Annotated in this window: 17 protein-coding genes; 10 read left to right on the top strand and 7 right to left on the bottom strand. The window is 75.5% G+C overall.

The genetic code is table 11. From position 1 onward, the window contains the following. Nucleotides 1-249: 249 nt before the first annotated feature. The gene (locus tag LPA27_RS17075) at nt 250-933 is read left to right on the top strand and encodes a hypothetical protein (RefSeq protein WP_228943209.1); all 684 of its coding nucleotides are present in this window, start codon (nt 250-252) and stop codon (nt 931-933) included. A gap of 442 nt (nt 934-1,375) precedes the next feature. Next, the gene (gene cimA, locus LPA27_RS17070) at nt 1,376-3,004 is read left to right on the top strand and encodes a citramalate synthase (protein WP_228943208.1); all 1,629 of its coding nucleotides are present in this window, start codon (nt 1,376-1,378) and stop codon (nt 3,002-3,004) included. 16 nt (nt 3,005-3,020) lie between these two features. On the opposite strand, the gene LPA27_RS17065 is transcribed toward cimA, so the two are convergent. Next, the gene (locus tag LPA27_RS17065) at nt 3,021-3,617 is read right to left on the bottom strand and encodes a TetR/AcrR family transcriptional regulator (RefSeq protein WP_228943207.1); all 597 of its coding nucleotides are present in this window, start codon (nt 3,615-3,617) and stop codon (nt 3,021-3,023) included. Between the two features lie 190 nt (nt 3,618-3,807). Here LPA27_RS17065 and LPA27_RS17055 point away from each other — a divergent pair, with 190 nt between their 5' ends. The 3 genes from LPA27_RS17055 (at nt 3,808) to LPA27_RS17045 (ending at nt 6,356) form a co-directional block, all read left to right on the top strand. After that, on the top strand, nt 3,808-4,380 hold the full coding sequence (locus LPA27_RS17055; protein ID WP_228943206.1) for an NAD(P)H-dependent oxidoreductase: 573 nt from the start codon (nt 3,808-3,810) through the stop codon (nt 4,378-4,380). A 96-nt stretch (nt 4,381-4,476) separates the two neighbouring features. Then, nucleotides 4,477-4,896 carry a hypothetical protein gene (locus LPA27_RS17050; protein WP_228943205.1) on the top strand — a complete coding sequence of 140 codons (420 nt, stop codon included), beginning with the start codon at nt 4,477-4,479 and terminating at the stop codon, nt 4,894-4,896. A gap of 29 nt (nt 4,897-4,925) precedes the next feature. Further along, complete coding sequence (locus tag LPA27_RS17045) at nt 4,926-6,356, top strand: amidase (protein WP_228943204.1); 1,431 nt, start codon at nt 4,926-4,928, stop codon at nt 6,354-6,356. 55 nt (nt 6,357-6,411) lie between these two features. Here LPA27_RS17045 and LPA27_RS17040 read toward each other — a convergent pair whose 3' ends face one another. From LPA27_RS17040 to LPA27_RS17025, 4 genes are read right to left on the bottom strand one after another with little or no spacing between them, the layout of a single operon-like run. Then, the gene (locus tag LPA27_RS17040; RefSeq protein ID WP_056862320.1) at nt 6,412-6,726 is read right to left on the bottom strand and encodes a hypothetical protein; all 315 of its coding nucleotides are present in this window, start codon (nt 6,724-6,726) and stop codon (nt 6,412-6,414) included. Nucleotides 6,727-6,762: 36 nt separating this feature from the next. After that, on the bottom strand, nt 6,763-7,377 hold the full coding sequence (locus LPA27_RS17035) for an energy-coupling factor transporter transmembrane component T family protein (RefSeq protein WP_082499906.1): 615 nt from the start codon (nt 7,375-7,377) through the stop codon (nt 6,763-6,765). Next, a complete protein-coding gene (locus tag LPA27_RS17030; protein WP_228943203.1) occupies nt 7,374-8,075 on the bottom strand; it encodes an energy-coupling factor ABC transporter ATP-binding protein in 702 nt (233 codons plus the stop codon). The genes LPA27_RS17035 and LPA27_RS17030 overlap by 4 nt, the downstream gene beginning before the upstream one ends. 19 nt (nt 8,076-8,094) lie before the next feature. Continuing rightward, entirely contained in the window at nt 8,095-8,775 is a 681-nt protein-coding gene (locus LPA27_RS17025; protein WP_228943202.1) for a biotin transporter BioY, read from the bottom strand. 114 nt (nt 8,776-8,889) lie between these two features. On the opposite strand from LPA27_RS17025, the gene LPA27_RS17020 reads away from it, so the two are divergent. The 5 genes from LPA27_RS17020 (at nt 8,890) to LPA27_RS17000 (ending at nt 12,858) form a co-directional block, all read left to right on the top strand. Next, complete coding sequence (locus LPA27_RS17020) at nt 8,890-9,519, top strand: TetR/AcrR family transcriptional regulator (protein WP_228943201.1); 630 nt, start codon at nt 8,890-8,892, stop codon at nt 9,517-9,519. A gap of 9 nt (nt 9,520-9,528) precedes the next feature. Next, a complete protein-coding gene (locus tag LPA27_RS17015; protein ID WP_228943200.1) occupies nt 9,529-10,191 on the top strand; it encodes a DUF6461 domain-containing protein in 663 nt (220 codons plus the stop codon). Between the two features lie 228 nt (nt 10,192-10,419). Next, nucleotides 10,420-11,709 carry a hypothetical protein gene (locus LPA27_RS17010; RefSeq protein ID WP_228943199.1) on the top strand — a complete coding sequence of 430 codons (1,290 nt, stop codon included), beginning with the start codon at nt 10,420-10,422 and terminating at the stop codon, nt 11,707-11,709. A gap of 79 nt (nt 11,710-11,788) precedes the next feature. Further along, a complete protein-coding gene (locus LPA27_RS17005; protein WP_228943198.1) occupies nt 11,789-12,505 on the top strand; it encodes an AmiS/UreI family transporter in 717 nt (238 codons plus the stop codon). Nucleotides 12,506-12,588: 83 nt separating this feature from the next. Then, on the top strand, nt 12,589-12,858 hold the full coding sequence (locus LPA27_RS17000; protein WP_056904634.1) for an amphi-Trp domain-containing protein: 270 nt from the start codon (nt 12,589-12,591) through the stop codon (nt 12,856-12,858). 77 nt (nt 12,859-12,935) lie between these two features. On the opposite strand, the gene LPA27_RS16995 is transcribed toward LPA27_RS17000, so the two are convergent. Continuing rightward, nucleotides 12,936-13,562, bottom strand: coding sequence for a pentapeptide repeat-containing protein (locus tag LPA27_RS16995; protein ID WP_228943197.1), 627 nt, complete (start codon nt 13,560-13,562; stop codon nt 12,936-12,938). Nucleotides 13,563-13,661: 99 nt separating this feature from the next. Continuing rightward, nucleotides 13,662-14,186, bottom strand: coding sequence for a 2'-5' RNA ligase family protein (locus tag LPA27_RS16990; RefSeq protein ID WP_228943196.1), 525 nt, complete (start codon nt 14,184-14,186; stop codon nt 13,662-13,664). Nucleotides 14,187-14,189 lie beyond the last annotated feature (3 nt).

The raw sequence follows: 14,189 nt of genomic DNA, 5'->3' as shown, positions 1-14,189 counted from the left end.
TGGTCAGCTGCGCGACGTGCGGAGCGAGCAGACCGACGAGCGAGTCGTCGACGATGACCACCTGGTCCTCGGCGTGGATGGGCTACCTGCCCGGACGGGCGGGGACCCGACGGCACGCTCGTCGAGCGCGACCACCCGCCGACCCGCGTCTACGAGGAGGACCCCACCCGCCGCCTCGGCGACCCCGACCCCTGGTCGGCCCCCCGGCCCGAGGCCGGTCCCGGTGAGCCTCCGGGCGGACATCCCGGCGTGCGACCGGAGGGGCACGACCCCGACGGTCCTGAGGGCTCCGGGGACCCCTGGGCCCACGAGCCCTGGGGCGCACCGGTCGAGGTGGCCCGGGCCCCGCTGGCCGAGCGGGCGCGACGGGCGACGCTGCTGGTCGCCGCGGCGGGCGCGGTCGGCACCGCGACGGCCGCCGCGCCGTGGGTGACCCTCGCCGTGCTGCTGGTCCTCGTCACCGTCCTGCGGGGCGGGTCGCTGGCCGGCAGCGTCGCCGCCGACCGGCGACGGGCCCGCGGGCCGAAGTGGTACGACGGCCCCCGCCTGCTGCTGGCCGCCCCCTGGACGCTGACCCGCTCGTTGCCGGCCACGGCGGTGCTCACCCTGTGGAGCGTCGGCCTCGGCCTGGCCGTGGCGCTGCTGTGCTACGCCGTCGCCGCCACCACCCCGACCATCCTCCTCGTCTCGGGCGCCACCGTCGCGGTGTCGCTGTGGGCCGGGCCGGGCGGCTCGCGGGTCCGCAGCCCCCTGGCCCGCGTGGTCGAGCCGGCCGCACGCTCGGGCGCGCGCTGGGTGGTGTCGCTCGTCGTGCTGGTCCTCCTCGCGGCCGCCGGCGCCTTCGCCCAGGCCCAGGGCGGCACCCGCTGGACCCCCGACGACAGCCCGCCCCTGGCCGACGTCAGCCTGCCCTCCTGGTGGGCGGCCGGCTGAGCGACGGGCGCCCGGAGCGGCCTGTCCGCACCGCGCGGCCGCCCGACCCCACGGTTCTGAGGACCCGAGACGTGCCGTCCCCGGTGGGCGGCCGCGATCCGCGACGGTGCCGTCGGGCCGCTGCCGGGCCGCTGCCGGGCCATCGCCGGACCACCGCCCGCCGCTGCTAGGGGGAGGGGCACGACCGTGCCCCTCCCCCTAGCAGCCGCGAGGTGCATCCTCCTGGGCCGCCGCCCGGCACCGTACGGTCGCCGGGGCCTCTCGCCGGGCCGCATCGTGGGACTCCCTGTCGGGGGCCGGCCCCGCGTGGCAGCATGAGCGGCATGCAGCACCACGTCATCATTCGCTAGCGCGTCGAGCGCCCACCCGGGCCCCCGACGCGCCACCTCTCGCACGCGAGAGGTTTTTTTGTGCCCGGACCACGACGGAGACCACCGAGACCATGGACCTGCACGGCGACTTCCACGTCTACGACACCACCATGCGCGACGGCGCCCAGCAGGAGGGGCTCAACCTCTCCGTCGCCGACAAGCTGACCATCGCCACGCTCCTCGACGGCCTCGGCGTCGGCTACATCGAGGGCGGCTGGCCGGGAGCCAACCCCAAGGACACCGAGTTCTTCCGTCGTGCCGCCACCGAGCTCGACCTGCGCCACGCCCGGCTCGCGGCGTTCGGGGCGACCCGCCGGGCCGGCGTGCGTGCCGCCGACGACCCGGGCACGGCCGCCCTGCGCGACAGCGGCGCCGGCACCGTGACCCTGGTGGCCAAGGCGCACACCCGCCACGTGGAGCTGGCGCTGCGCACCACGCTGGAGGAGAACCTCGCGATGGTGCGCGACACCGTCACCCACCTGCGCGAGGAGGGCCAGCAGGTCTTCGTCGACGCCGAGCACTTCTTCGACGGCTACCGCCTCGACCGCGCCTACGCCCTCGAGGTCCTGCGCACCGCGGCCGAGGCCGGGGCGGAGGTCGTCGCGCTGTGCGACACCAACGGCGGGATGCTGCCGCCCTGGGTGGCCGACACCGTGCACGACGTCGTGGAGTCCCTCGGCTCCCGCGGGTCCGGCGCCGGGTCGGGCGGTCTCCACGTGGGCATCCACGCCCACAACGACACCGGCTGCGCGGTGGCCAGCTCGCTGGCGGCCGTCGAGGCCGGGGCGACCCACGTGCAGGGCTGCATCAACGGCTACGGCGAGCGCACCGGCAACGCGGACCTGGTCACCGTCGTGGCCAACCTCGAGCTCAAGACCGGTCGCGCCCTGCTGCCCGAGGGACGCCTGCGCGAGGCCACCCGCATCGCCCACGCGGTCGCCGAGGTGACCAACGTCCCGCCCGCCTCCCGCCAGCCCTACGTGGGCACCTCCGCCTTCGCCCACAAGGCGGGGCTGCACGCCAGTGCGATCAAGGTCGACCCGAACCTCTACCAGCACATGGACCCCGTCGGCGTCGGCAACGACATGCGGCTGCTGGTCTCCGACATGGCCGGTCGCGCCTCGATCGAGCTCAAGGGCCGCGAGCTGGGCTTCGACCTCTCCGGGGAGTCGCGCAAGGAGCTCGTGGGCCGCATCACCGACCGGGTCAAGGTGCTGGAGTCGCGCGGCTACACCTTCGAGGCCGCCGACGCCTCCTTCGAGCTGCTGCTCGTCGAGGAGGTCGAGGGCCGCCGCCCGTCGTACTTCGACGTCGAGTCCTGGCGCGTCATCACCGAGACCCGCGCGGGGGCGCCCGTGGGGGTGGAGGCGCTGTCGGAGGCCACGGTGAAGCTGCGTGCCGCCGACGTGCGCTACGTCGTGACCGGCGAGGGCAACGGTCCCGTCAACGCCCTCGACCAGGCCCTGCGCGCCGCCATCGGGCAGGCCTATCCCGAGGTCGCCCGCTTCGAGCTGATCGACTACAAGGTGCGCATCCTCGACCAGGGGCACGGCACCGACGCCATCACCCGGGTGCTCATCGAGACCACCGACGGGGAGTCGTCGTGGGTCACCGTCGGGGTCGGCGCCAACGTCATCGAGGCCTCCTGGGGCGCCCTCGTCGACGGCGTCACCTTCGGCCTGCGCCGCCACGCGGGCTGAGCCCCGGGCCGGCCGCTCAGGCCACGACGCGGTGGACCAGGTCGGCCCAGGCGGCGTAGACCCGCTCGACGGCGAAGCCCTCCACGCGCACCTGCTGCTCCAGCACCGGCACCTCGAGAGGGGCGAGCAGGGCGGTGGCCAGCAGGGGCAGGTCGCCGCTCACCCCGAGCTCGGTGAGCAGGTGGCGCACGTGCATGGCGACGAAGGAGTACGCCGCGTAGGACCGCGTGCCCGCCCGCCCGGCGGCGCGGATGAGGTCGGCGCTGAGCAGGGTGGCCTCGATCCGCGAGCGGCCGAAGGCCAGCAGCCGGTCGAGCGGGGGAGCGCCGGGCCCGAGGGGCGGCGGGCCGGAGATGACCGAGGCCTGCCAGGCGGTCTCGGAGTGGTCGAGCAGGGCCGCCATCAGACCCTCGCGCGAGTCGAAGCGGCGGAAGACGGTGCCCTTGCCGACGCCCGCCTCGGCGGCGACCGCCTCCATCGTGACCCGCTCCAGTCCGCCGCACCGCCCGATCAGCCGGCCCGCGGCCTCCAGCAGGGCCGCGCGGTTGCGGGCCGCATCGGCGCGCTCGACCGGGGCGTCGTGGAGGAGGGGGAGGAGGGGCCGCTCGGTCATGGTGCGCCCAGTGTAGGGAGCCGGACCAGCCGGGTGACCGGTTCCACAGCAGTGCGGGAATGGAAACGGACTGTGGTCCGTTTAAGATCGCGACCGTCCGGCACCACCGGACCGCAGACCCGCCGGCCCGCCGCCGGCACCCCATCACCCGCCCGACGGCGGGACCGACCGTCCTCCGAGGAGCACCCCCATGTCTGAGACCACCACCGTCGAGACCACCACCACCACCGTCGCCGTCCTGGTCGGCAGCCTGCGCGCCGACTCCCTCAACCGTCGCCTCGCCGAGGTCCTGCGCGACCAGGCCCCCGAGGGCGTCGTGCTCGACATCGTCGACGGCCTCGCCGACCTGCCGTTCTACAACGAGGACCTCGACGCCGGCGACGCCCCCGCCGCCGCGGTCGCCCTGCGCGAGCGCGTCGCCGCGGCCGACCGGGTCCTCGCCGTGACCCCCGAGTACAACGGCACGATGCCGGCCGTGCTCAACAACGCCATCGACTGGCTCTCGCGCCCCTACGGCGCCGGCGCCATCGTGGGCAAGCCCTTCGGCGTCGTCGGTGCCACCCCCACCCCCTACGGCGGCAAGTGGGCCCACGCCGACACCGTGCGCTCCGCGGGCATCGCCGGCGCCACCGTCGTCGAGGACGTCCTCGTCTCGCAGTCGGCCCTCGAGGTCGACGTGCTCACCGACGCCGAGGTGCTCGGCCGCCTCACCGGCGCCGTGCAGACCCTCGCCGCCTACCAGCCCGCCACCTCCGCGGCCTGATACACGCGGGGGGACACGTCTTACTGACCGTTGGGACCACTGGCTGACCGTCGTGACGGTCAGGTAGTGGTCGCAACGGTCAGTAACATGCGGTGCGTGAGCGACCCCCGGCCCGACCCCGCCCCGCCGGTGCCCTACGCGCCGTACGGGCCGGCGGTGCCGCCGCCGGTGCGCCCTCCGGCGCCGCGCTCGCGCCCGCTCGACGTCACCGTGACGATCCTCGAGCTGCTGGTGCTGGCCATGGGCGCGCTCGTCGCGTCGTTCTTCGGCCTCTTCCTCGGGATGGTCTCCGACGGGTGCGGCGGCTCGGTGCAGTGCGACACCGGCCGCATCGGCGCCGGGGTCCTCGTCGCCGCCGGCTCGCCGTGGGTCGTGCTGCTCATCGCGACCTGCTGGTCCACCGTGCGGATGGTCCGGCGGCGCGTGGCCTTCTGGGTGCCGCTGCTGGCGGTGCCGGTCTGGGCCGGTCTCCTCGCGCTGGGTGTCGCCCTGGCCGTCAGCGGCGTGCCGTCCTGAGGACGACCCCGAGGCGCTAGCGTCGGCGCATGGTCGACCTGCACGACATCCACGAGCTCACCGCCCTCGAGCAGGGCGACCTGGTCCGGCGCGGGGAGGTCTCCCCGCTGGAGCTCACCGAGCACTACCTCGACCGCGTGGCGCGCCTCGACGACGTCGGGGCCTTCGTCACCGTGACCGCCGAGCGCGCCCTCGAGCGCGCCGCCTCCCTGGGCCGGTGCGCCCCGGGCGAGGCGGGGCCGTCGGGGTCGGTCTCGCGGCTGTGGGGGGTGCCGACGGCTATCAAGGACCTCAACCTCACCGCCGGCGTGCCCACGACCTTCGGCTCGGCCGCCTTCGACGACTTCGTGCCCGAGGTCTCCGACGCGGTCGCCCTGGCCGTGGACGACGGTGGCCTGGTCAGCCTGGGCAAGACCAGCACCCCGGAGTTCGGGTCGCCCTGCTACACCGAGCCCGAGGGTCGACCGGCGGCCGTCACCCCGTGGGACCGCACCCGCATGGCCGGCGGCTCCTCCGGCGGCGCGGGCGCGGCCGTCGCGGCCGGTCTGGTGCCGGTGGCGCAGGGCTCCGACGGCGGCGGCTCGATCCGCATCCCGGCCTCCTGCTGTGGCCTGGTGGGCCTCAAGCCCTCGCGGGGTCGCGTGAGCGGCTTCCCGATGTACGGCGACCCCGTGGGCCTCGCGGTGGCCGGCCCGCTGGCGCGCACGGTGCGCGACGCCGCCGCGCTGCTCGACGTGCTCGAGGGGCACCGGGTGGGCGACCCCTTCTGGGCGGCGCCCCCGCAGACGACCTTCCTGGAGGCCTGCGACCGTCAGCCGGGGCGGCTGCGCATCGCCCGCTTCGTGGCGCCGGTGATCGCCGACGTGCCGGTCGACGCCTCCAGCGTGAGCGCCTGGGAGGACGCCTCGCGGCTGCTGGAGTCACTGGGCCACGACGTCGTCGACGTGCCCGTGCCGCTGCCTCCCGAGGCGGTGCCGGTCTTCGAGACCTGCTGGGCCGTGCTCACCGCGCTGTCGGCCGCACCGGCCGGCCGCGAGGCGCTGCTGCGTCCGCTGACCCGGTGGCTCACCGAGCGCGGCCACGCGGTCAGCGGCCCCCAGCTCGGCCTGGCGATCGGCGCGATGCGCCGCTACGCCGCCAACGCCCTCGCCGCCCTGGCCCCCTACGACGCCGTGCTCACCCCGACGCTGGCGAGCCCGCCGCTGGCGGTCGGCGCGATCCGCGACGACGCCGACCCCGCCGCCGACTTCGCCGCGCAGAAGGCGTTCACGCCCTGGACCTCGGCGTGGAACGTCACCGGCATGCCGGCGGTCTCGCTGCCGCTGTACTGGACCGCCGAGGGTCTCCCGGTCGGCGTCATGCTGGCCGGGCGCCCGGCCGAGGACGAGCTGCTGCTGTCGCTGGCCGCGCAGGTCGAGGCGGCCGCGCCGTGGCACCACCGGCGCCCGCCGGGCTGGTGAGGCCGGGCTGGTGGGGCCGGGCTGGTGAGGCCGGACCGGGCTGGTGGTGCGAGGGTCAGACCGCCCGCTCGTCGACGCCCCACTGCTCGCGGAACTCCTCGGGGCTGAGCTCGGCGAGCTCCGTGCGCAGGTGGTGCAGGGTGTGGCTGGCGACCTCGGGGTTCTCCACGTCGATGGCCAGCACCCGGCGCCCGGTGTGTCGCTCGTGCACCTCCACCGTGCCGGCCGAGGAGCACTCCAGGGTGCCGCCGCTCAGGGCGAACCAGACGTCGAGCGCCACCACGAGGGCCCGCCGCAGCGGCGGGCGCCGGTCGCCGGCCAGCGCGACGCGGTAGACCTCGTCGGCGGTCTGCGGGTCGAGGGTCAGCACCCCCCGATCCTACGGCGCCGCCGCGCACCGCCCGGCTCAGTCGTCGCCGAGCCCGCGGGCCGCGAGCGCGTCACCGGTCTCGTGGGCGCGGGCCACCACCCGCACCACGAAGGGCGTGAGGTAGGCGCGGGGGTGCCGGCCCAGGCCGCGGGCGCGGGCGGCGTCACGGGTCTCCAGCGCCAGGGCGACGGTGCCGGGCAGGGCCTGCACGGCCAGGCCGACGGTGAGGGCGACCCGCTCGGGCGGCACCCCGACGTGGCGCAGCGGGCCCGACCAGCGCACGAGCGCGTCGAGCATGGCGTTGACCGGCGTCGTGGCGGTGACCACGACCGCGGCGAGGGTGAGGGCGAGGAGGTCGACGAAGGTCTCGACGGCCTTGCCGGCGCCGTAGAAGAGGCCCTGCACGAGGGAGGCGACCAGCGCGATGAGCAGCACGCCGCGCGCGGCGGTGAGCAGCAGTGGCAGCCGCACCCGCGCGAGCAGGGCCAGGCCGAGCGCCACGGCGAGGAACAGCAGCGAGGCGGGGGCGCTGCGCACCAGCACGATGGTGAGGCTGAGCGCGCCGAGGCCGGCCAGCTTGGGGCCCACGGGCAGACGGTGCAGCAGCGTGTCGCCGGGCTGGTGGATCGCCACCATCGACGGCTGGCTCACGAGCGCTCCGCCACCGAGGCGACGTAGTCGGCGACCCCGGCCGCGGCCGGCCCGTCGTAGCGCACGCGGGCGTCCTCCACGACGAGCACGCGGTCGCAGCGGGCGGCCAGGTCGAGGTCGTGGGTCACGAGCACCAGCTGCTGGTCGAGGCCGAGGAGCAGGTCGCCGACGCGGCGGGTGTTGGCCAGGTCGAGCAGGGTCGTCGGCTCGTCGGCCACCAGCACGGCCGGCTCCGCGGCCAGCACCCCGGCCAGGGCCAGCAGCTGCTTCTGGCCCCCCGACAGGGCGTGGACCGACACATCGGCGTGCTGGCCGAGGCCGTAGCGCTCGAGCACCTCCAGGGCCCGGGCGCGGCGCCGTGCGCCGTTGCGCTCGTGGCGGCGCAGCGACAGCTCGACGTCCTCGACGCAGGTCGGCATCACCAGCTGGGCGGCGGGGTCGGTGAAGCAGAAGCCGACCCTGCGGCGCACGGCCCCGGCCTCGCGGGCCACGTCGAGACCGTCGACGACCACGCGGCCGGAGGTGGGCTCGACGAGGCCGTTGAAGAGCCGGGCCAGGGTCGACTTGCCGGAGCCGTTGGCGCCGATCACGGCCACGCGGCGCTCGGTCAGCCGCAGGGTGGTGGGGTGCAGCACCACGCGCTCGCCGTCGGTGGTGTCGACGGTGACCGCGGCGGCGTGGAGCTCGAGGACGGGCACGGGGCGGCGCGGCGCGAGGTCAGCGACGGCCGTGCAGCAGCTGGGGGAAGGCGCGGTGCACCTCGGCGGCCACCAGGGCGACCAGTGAGGTCTTGACGACGTCGCCGATCCAGAAGGGGGCGTCGTAGCTGATCGCCTCGCGCCACGACACGTCGAAGTAGAGCTTCATGCCGACGATGCCGGCGGTGTGCAGCACGAGCGCGCTCGCGACGAAGGAGCAGGCGAAGACGACGAGGGCGCGGGTCTTGCCGCGGCGCCCGGCGACGTACTTGACCAGCACGCCGGCGGCGAGGGCGGCGAGCGGGAAGCCGACGAGGTAGCCGGCGCTGGGGCCGGTGAAGACGCCGAGGCCCGAGGAGTGCTCGGCGAAGACGGGCAGGCCCACGGCGCCGAGCACGAGGTAGAGGGTGACGGCCAGGAAGCCGCGCACCGGTCCGAGCAGGCAGCCGGCCAGCATCACGCCGAAGGTCTGCAGCGTGATCGGCACACCCGCGCCGCCCACGGGGATCGCCCCGACGTAGGCGCAGGCCGAGATGAGCGCCGCGAAGGCGGCGACCAGCGCGATGCCGGTGGTCGTCGAGCGCAGCCGCGAGGAGGTCGAGCCGCCGCGTCCGTCGTACGCCGGGTCGGCGCCGGGGTGGTCGGCCGGGTGGCCGGTGGTGGTGTGGTCGGAGGCGGGAGCCGGCTGCTGCGTCGTCATGGGGTCCTCGTCGTGCGGGTGGGCCACGCCGGACGGTCGCCGGCTGAACGGCGTTCAGGTTAGGGTGGCGCGGCGTCCGTGGTCAACGCGTGCGCCGGCCGACCGAGGAGTGAGATGTCCTACCGCCGCCCCGACATCGTGGCCCGCGCCGTCGAGGTGCTCGACACCTACGGCCTAGCAGACCTCACGATGCGCCGGCTCGGCGGTGAGCTCGGGGTCCGCCCCAGCGCGCTCTACCACCACTTCGCCAGCAAGCAGACCCTGCTCGCCGCCGTGGCCGACGAGGTGCTCGCCCGCGGACGGGCCCCGCGCGACACCCCGCCTGACACCGTGCGCGACGGCTCCTGGGACGACCGTGTCGTCGCGGTCTGCACCGAGCTGCGCGAGGCGATGCTGGCCTACCGCGACGGGGCCGAGCTCGTGGCCACCGTGCACGCCTTCGGCCTCGGCGCCGCCGCCCCCGGGCGCGACCTGGCCGCCGCGCTGGCCGACAGCGGCCTCGACCCGGCCCTGGCCGGCACGGCGACGCGGACCCTGCTGCACTTCGTCTTCGGCCACACCCTCGACGAGCAGACCCACCTGCAGGCCGGCAGCGCCGGCGCCATCGAGGACCAGCCGCGGGAGCGCTCCGACTTCGCGGCGGGCCTGGGCATCGTCCTCGACGGCATCCGGCTGCGCTGTCGCGTCGCACCGCCCCCGCGGGGCCGAGGCGCCGGCTCGGGCGCCGGGCTCGGTCCGCCCTAGGGTGATCGCATGGCGGCGACGGCGGAGCACTACGCGGAGGTCCTCGAGGAGGTCGGGCTCGACACGGAGGCCACGTTCGTCGTGGTGACCGGCGCGACGCGCGAGGAGGTGGCCGAGGTGCTGGGGGTCGACCTGGGGCGCCAGGTCGCGCTGGGTGAGGCCTTCGAGGAGGACCACTCCGCCTACGCCCTCCTCGAGGTCGCCGGCGGCGTGCTGGCCGCCGAGCCCACCGGCTACGCCGACCCGAGCCTCGAGGCCCTGCGACGGCTCTCGGCCGGCGGGCGCACCGCCGCGGTCGCGCGCTCCAACGTGCAGGCCCACGACCGCTTCGGCTTCGCCCGCGACGGGCGGGTGGTCTTCGACGCCGACGAGTACGTCTTCATCGAGGACCCCACCACGGTGCCCGCCGAGCTGCGCCCTCTCTTCGACCAGGCCTGGGTCGACCTCGACGCCGAGGACCCCGTCCCGGCGCCCGCGCCGGTCGCCCCCGCCGATGTCGCCGACGGGGAGGAGCCGACCGGTCCGCCCGACGCGCTGGCGGTCGCCCTGGCCATGGTCGAGCAGGTCACCGGGGTCGCGCTGACCGTGGCGGACCTCGACCGGCTCCAGGACGTCGAGCGCTACTGGGTGGCCTCGCTCACCTACGAGCCGGCGCAGCGCCCGGGGGACTGACCCGGTCCGCGGTGGGCCGAGGGGCCCGTCGCGGTGTGGGCTGCGCGGTCGGGGTCGCCTGGGTGCGGGTCCGGTGCACGGTTCCGCAGTGCGCCGGGTCGGCAGAACCACGCACGTCCGTGGTGGGACGGGGGACCGTCTCGGATCAAACAGCAGTAACTTGGTCTAGTTACGTCTGTTTGCGGGTCGGTCCTCGGGCGACCACCGCACCGACCAGGAAGGCCCGTCATGAGCGCTCCCACCCACCCCACCGCCGCCCGCTCGTCGAGCGACACCGCCGCCCCGGCCGCCGCCGGCCCGAGGAGCGCGCGGCGCGGCCCCGCCGTACGCCCGGGGTCGCCCGAGCTGCGCGAGCTCCTCCATCGCATCCGGGCCGGCGCGGCCGAGCGCGAGCTCGAGGTCGACCCGCCCCACGAGCCGCTGGCGTGGTTCAAGGAGGCCGGCCTCGGCGGGCTGCGGGTGCCGGTCGCCGAGGGCGGCGGCGGCGCCACGATGCGGGAGTTCTTCGCCACGCTCATCGCACTGGCCGAGGCCGACTCCAACCTGGCCCACATCGTGCGGGCCCACTACTGGTTCGTGGAGCAGCAGCTCCAGACCGACGACGCCGCCGCGCGGGCGCACGGCATCGACCTCATCACGTCCGGGGCGCTCGTCGGCAACGGCTTCAGCGAGCAGAGCGCCAAGCCGGTGGGGCTGCACTTCGACACCACGATCACCCCCGACCCCTCCGGTGACGGCGGCTTCCGGCTCGACGGCACCAAGTTCTACTCCACCGGGAGCATCTACTCCGACTACACCCAGATCTGGGCCGCAGCGCCCGAGGGCCGCATCGCCGGCGCCGTCATCCCGGTCGACCGCGCCGGGGTGACGATCGCCGACGACTGGGACGGCTTCGGCCAGCGCATGACCGGCACCGGCACCACCATCCTCGACGACGTGCGGGTCGAGCCCGGTGAGTTCTTCGACCTCGGCGAGCCCGACGGGCCCCAGGCCCCGAGCTACCAGGGCGCCTTCCTCCAGCTCTACCTGCAGGCCGTCACCGCCGGCGTGCTCCGCAGCGTGCGCAACGACGCGGTGGAGCGGGTGCGCAGCCGCACCCGCGGCTTCAGCCACGCCAACGTGCCCCAGCAGCCGCGCCACGACGCCCAGGTGCTGCAGGTGGTGGGGGAGATCTCGGCCGACGTGTTCGCCGCGGAGGCCATCGTGCTCGCCGCCGCCGACCGGCTCCAGGCCGCGGTCGACTCGGTCGTCGACGGGCTGCCGACCCCCGAGGCCGCCGAGGCCGCGCAGCTGGCCGCCGCCCAGGCCAAGGTGGCCGTGGACCGGTTCTCCTACGCCACCGCCGCCCGGATCTTCGACGTCGGCGGCGCCTCGGCGACCCAGCGGGTGCACAACCTCGACCGCCACTGGCGCAACGTGCGCACCATCGCGACCCACAACCCGACCTACCTCAAGGCCTCCGCGATCGGCGACCACGAGGTCAACGGCAGCGGCTTCCCGGGCAACGCCTACTTCTGACCCGACCGACCCCGGCGCCGGACCCCGCACCGGACCCCGCACCGTCCTCCTCCGGACCCCCCTCGAGAAAGGCCCCGCCATGTCCTCGGTCGGACTGACCTTCGTCGGCGCCGCCCTCTTCGTCAACGGCCTGCTGCTCCTCGGCAGGATCGACGCGAAGGGCGCCGGCGTCTTCAACCTCTTCGTGGGAGCGCTGCAGACGGCGATCCCGTTCTTCCTCATCGCCACCGCCGACACCCCCGACGAGATCCTCGGCGCCGCCGGGATCTTCCTGTTCGGGTTCACCTACCTCTACGTCGGCATCTGCAACCTGGCCGGCTACGCCAGCACCGGCGTCGGGTGGTACTCGCTGTGGGTCGCCGTCATGGCCCTCGGCTTCGGCGTCGTCACCATCGTCCGCTTCGACGACACCCCGACCGGCCTGCTCTGGCTGCAGTGGTCGGTGCTGTGGACGCTGTTCTTCCTCGTCCTGGCCCTCGGCCGCGAGCGGCTCACCGCCCTCACCGGTTGGTTCACCCTCATCCTGGCCTTCACCACCTGCACGGTGCCGGGCTTCCTACTCCTGCTCGGCGAGTGGGGGCGGGTGCCGACCTGGGCCGTGCTCGCCTCGATCGCCGCCACGGTGGTCGCGCTGGTCCCGCTCTCGCGCGTCGGCCTGGCCGACCCGGCGGCGTCCACCTCGGAGCCCACGGAGCCCCTGGAGCCCGCAGAGCCCGCCGGGGCCTCGGGGGAGCCCGGTGTGGACGCCACCGGTGGGATTCCGGGGCGCCGTCGCACGGAGCCGGCCGCGGTCTGAGGAGTCGGCGGCGACCACCGTCCGCCTAGGTTCGGGGCACACGGTCGCCGCCGGCGGCCGCCGAGGGACGACCGGGAGACGCCGTGGCCAAGCAGGACCGAGACATCGAGCAGATCTACGCCACCGACGAGGTGGTCGCCAAGCTGCGCCGGCTCGCCGACGCGCTGGAGAAGGGCGAGTCGTTCCGGATCCAGATCGCCGGGGAGCGCTTCCGGGTGCCGCAGCGCGCGCAGTTCTCCATCGAGCACGAGCGCGGTGACGGCGAGGAGGAAATCGAGTTTCAGCTGACCTGGTCGGTCGACGACGCGCCGTCGTCGGACGAGGGCGACGAGGCCGGCGGCGACGTGGTCTGACCCGTCGGCGGCACTGCGGCGCGGGTGCTCGCGGCGCCCGCCGGGGCCCCGACTCGACCACCGCTCGCCGGGTCGCCTCAGCCGGCGGTCTCGGGTCGGCCGACGTCGACGGTGGCGCCGTGCTGCTCGGCGAGCAGCACGGCGCCGGCGAGGTCGAGCCGCGTGCCGTCGAGTCTCGCCGAGGCCAGGTCGACGCCCGCGAGGTCGGCCCCGCGCAGGTCGGCGCCCGCGAGGTCGGCCTCGCGCAGGCTCGCCCCGCCCAGCCGCGCCTCGCGCAGGACCGTGCCGCTGAGGTCGGCCAGCGCGAGGTCGCTCTCACGCAGGTCGAGCCCGGTGAGGTCGAGCCCGGCGAGCCGGGCGCCCCGCAGGACGACGGCGCGCCACTGCCCGCCGACGACCCGCATCGGCCGGGTCGTGCACGAGGCGAAGGTGGAGCCCGTCGTCTTGCAGCCCTCGAAGGTCGCGTCGAAGAGGTTGCAGCCGCGTAGCTCGCAGCCCACGAAGGCCGTGGCCACGTGCACCGAGGAGTTGAGCCGGCAGGAGTCGAAGCGGCAGCGCTCGAAGAGCGCGCCCCTCGTCGTGACCTCGGAGAGGTCGACGCCGACGAAGGCGCAGTCGACGAAGCGGGCGGCGGCGAGGTCCTCGGCGTACCAGTCCTCTCCGCGGAAGGTCCGCCCCTCCGCGCCGTCGGGCGCCTCACCCACGAGAGGTCCCGGGTGGCTGGGTCACCGGGGTCACCGGGGTCACGGGGCTCACCGGGCTCACCGTAGCCAGGGGCGCCGACGGCGGCCCCCTCGGCAGGGTCAGCCGAGCGGCCACCAGGTCAGCCGCCGGGTCGCGCCCTGCTCCCACCACGCGAGGTCGACCCGCTCGGCGCGGCAGCGGGCGGGCAGCAGGTCGCCGAGGTCGCGGCGCAGCGAGTCCTCGTCGACGCCGGGGCCGGCCAGGTCGAGGGTGAGGTGCGGGTGCAGCTCGGCGTACCGCCCCTCGTAGGGCGGGCACTGCGGGAAGGCCTCGGCCAGTCGCGCGGTGAGCTCGCGGAAGGGCCCGTCGGGCTCCGGCACGAGGTGGAGCGTGCCGTCGGGGAAGCGCGCCACCCGCTCCAGCACCACCGCGAAGGCCGCCACCGAGGCCACCACGCGCCGCACCCGCTCGGTCTCGGCGGCGTCGGGGGAGGCCAGGAACGGCCCGAGCACGGTGACGTGGGCGTGGGTGAAGCCGGGGTCGCGCGACAGGTACGCCGCGTCCTGCCGGCCGGTGAGCCCGCGCACGAACCCGTCCAGCGGCGCCACCGGCACCTGCAGCACGCTGTGACCCGGCCACCTCACGCC

Origin of the sequence: Nocardioides sp. Leaf374, assembly GCF_916862475.1 — a bacterium.
Lineage (GTDB): Bacteria > Actinomycetota > Actinomycetes > Propionibacteriales > Nocardioidaceae > Nocardioides > Nocardioides kribbensis.
This window is presented reverse-complemented; position numbering and strand designations above follow the sequence as displayed.

Bases quoted from the DNA above. Each gene is read 5' to 3' on its own strand.
- cimA (WP_228943208.1), top strand. From the start codon at position 1,376: ATGGACCTGCACGGCGACTTCCACGTCTACGACACCACCATGCGCGAC.
- LPA27_RS17065 (WP_228943207.1), bottom strand. From the start codon at position 3,617: ATGACCGAGCGGCCCCTCCTCCCCCTCCTCCACGACGCCCCGGTCGAG.
- LPA27_RS17055 (WP_228943206.1), top strand. From the start codon at position 3,808: ATGTCTGAGACCACCACCGTCGAGACCACCACCACCACCGTCGCCGTC.
- LPA27_RS17045 (WP_228943204.1), top strand. From the start codon at position 4,926: ATGGTCGACCTGCACGACATCCACGAGCTCACCGCCCTCGAGCAGGGC.
- LPA27_RS17025 (WP_228943202.1), bottom strand. From the start codon at position 8,775: ATGACGACGCAGCAGCCGGCTCCCGCCTCCGACCACACCACCACCGGC.
- LPA27_RS17020 (WP_228943201.1), top strand. From the start codon at position 8,890: ATGTCCTACCGCCGCCCCGACATCGTGGCCCGCGCCGTCGAGGTGCTC.
- LPA27_RS17015 (WP_228943200.1), top strand. From the start codon at position 9,529: ATGGCGGCGACGGCGGAGCACTACGCGGAGGTCCTCGAGGAGGTCGGG.
- LPA27_RS17010 (WP_228943199.1), top strand. From the start codon at position 10,420: ATGAGCGCTCCCACCCACCCCACCGCCGCCCGCTCGTCGAGCGACACC.
- LPA27_RS17005 (WP_228943198.1), top strand. From the start codon at position 11,789: ATGTCCTCGGTCGGACTGACCTTCGTCGGCGCCGCCCTCTTCGTCAAC.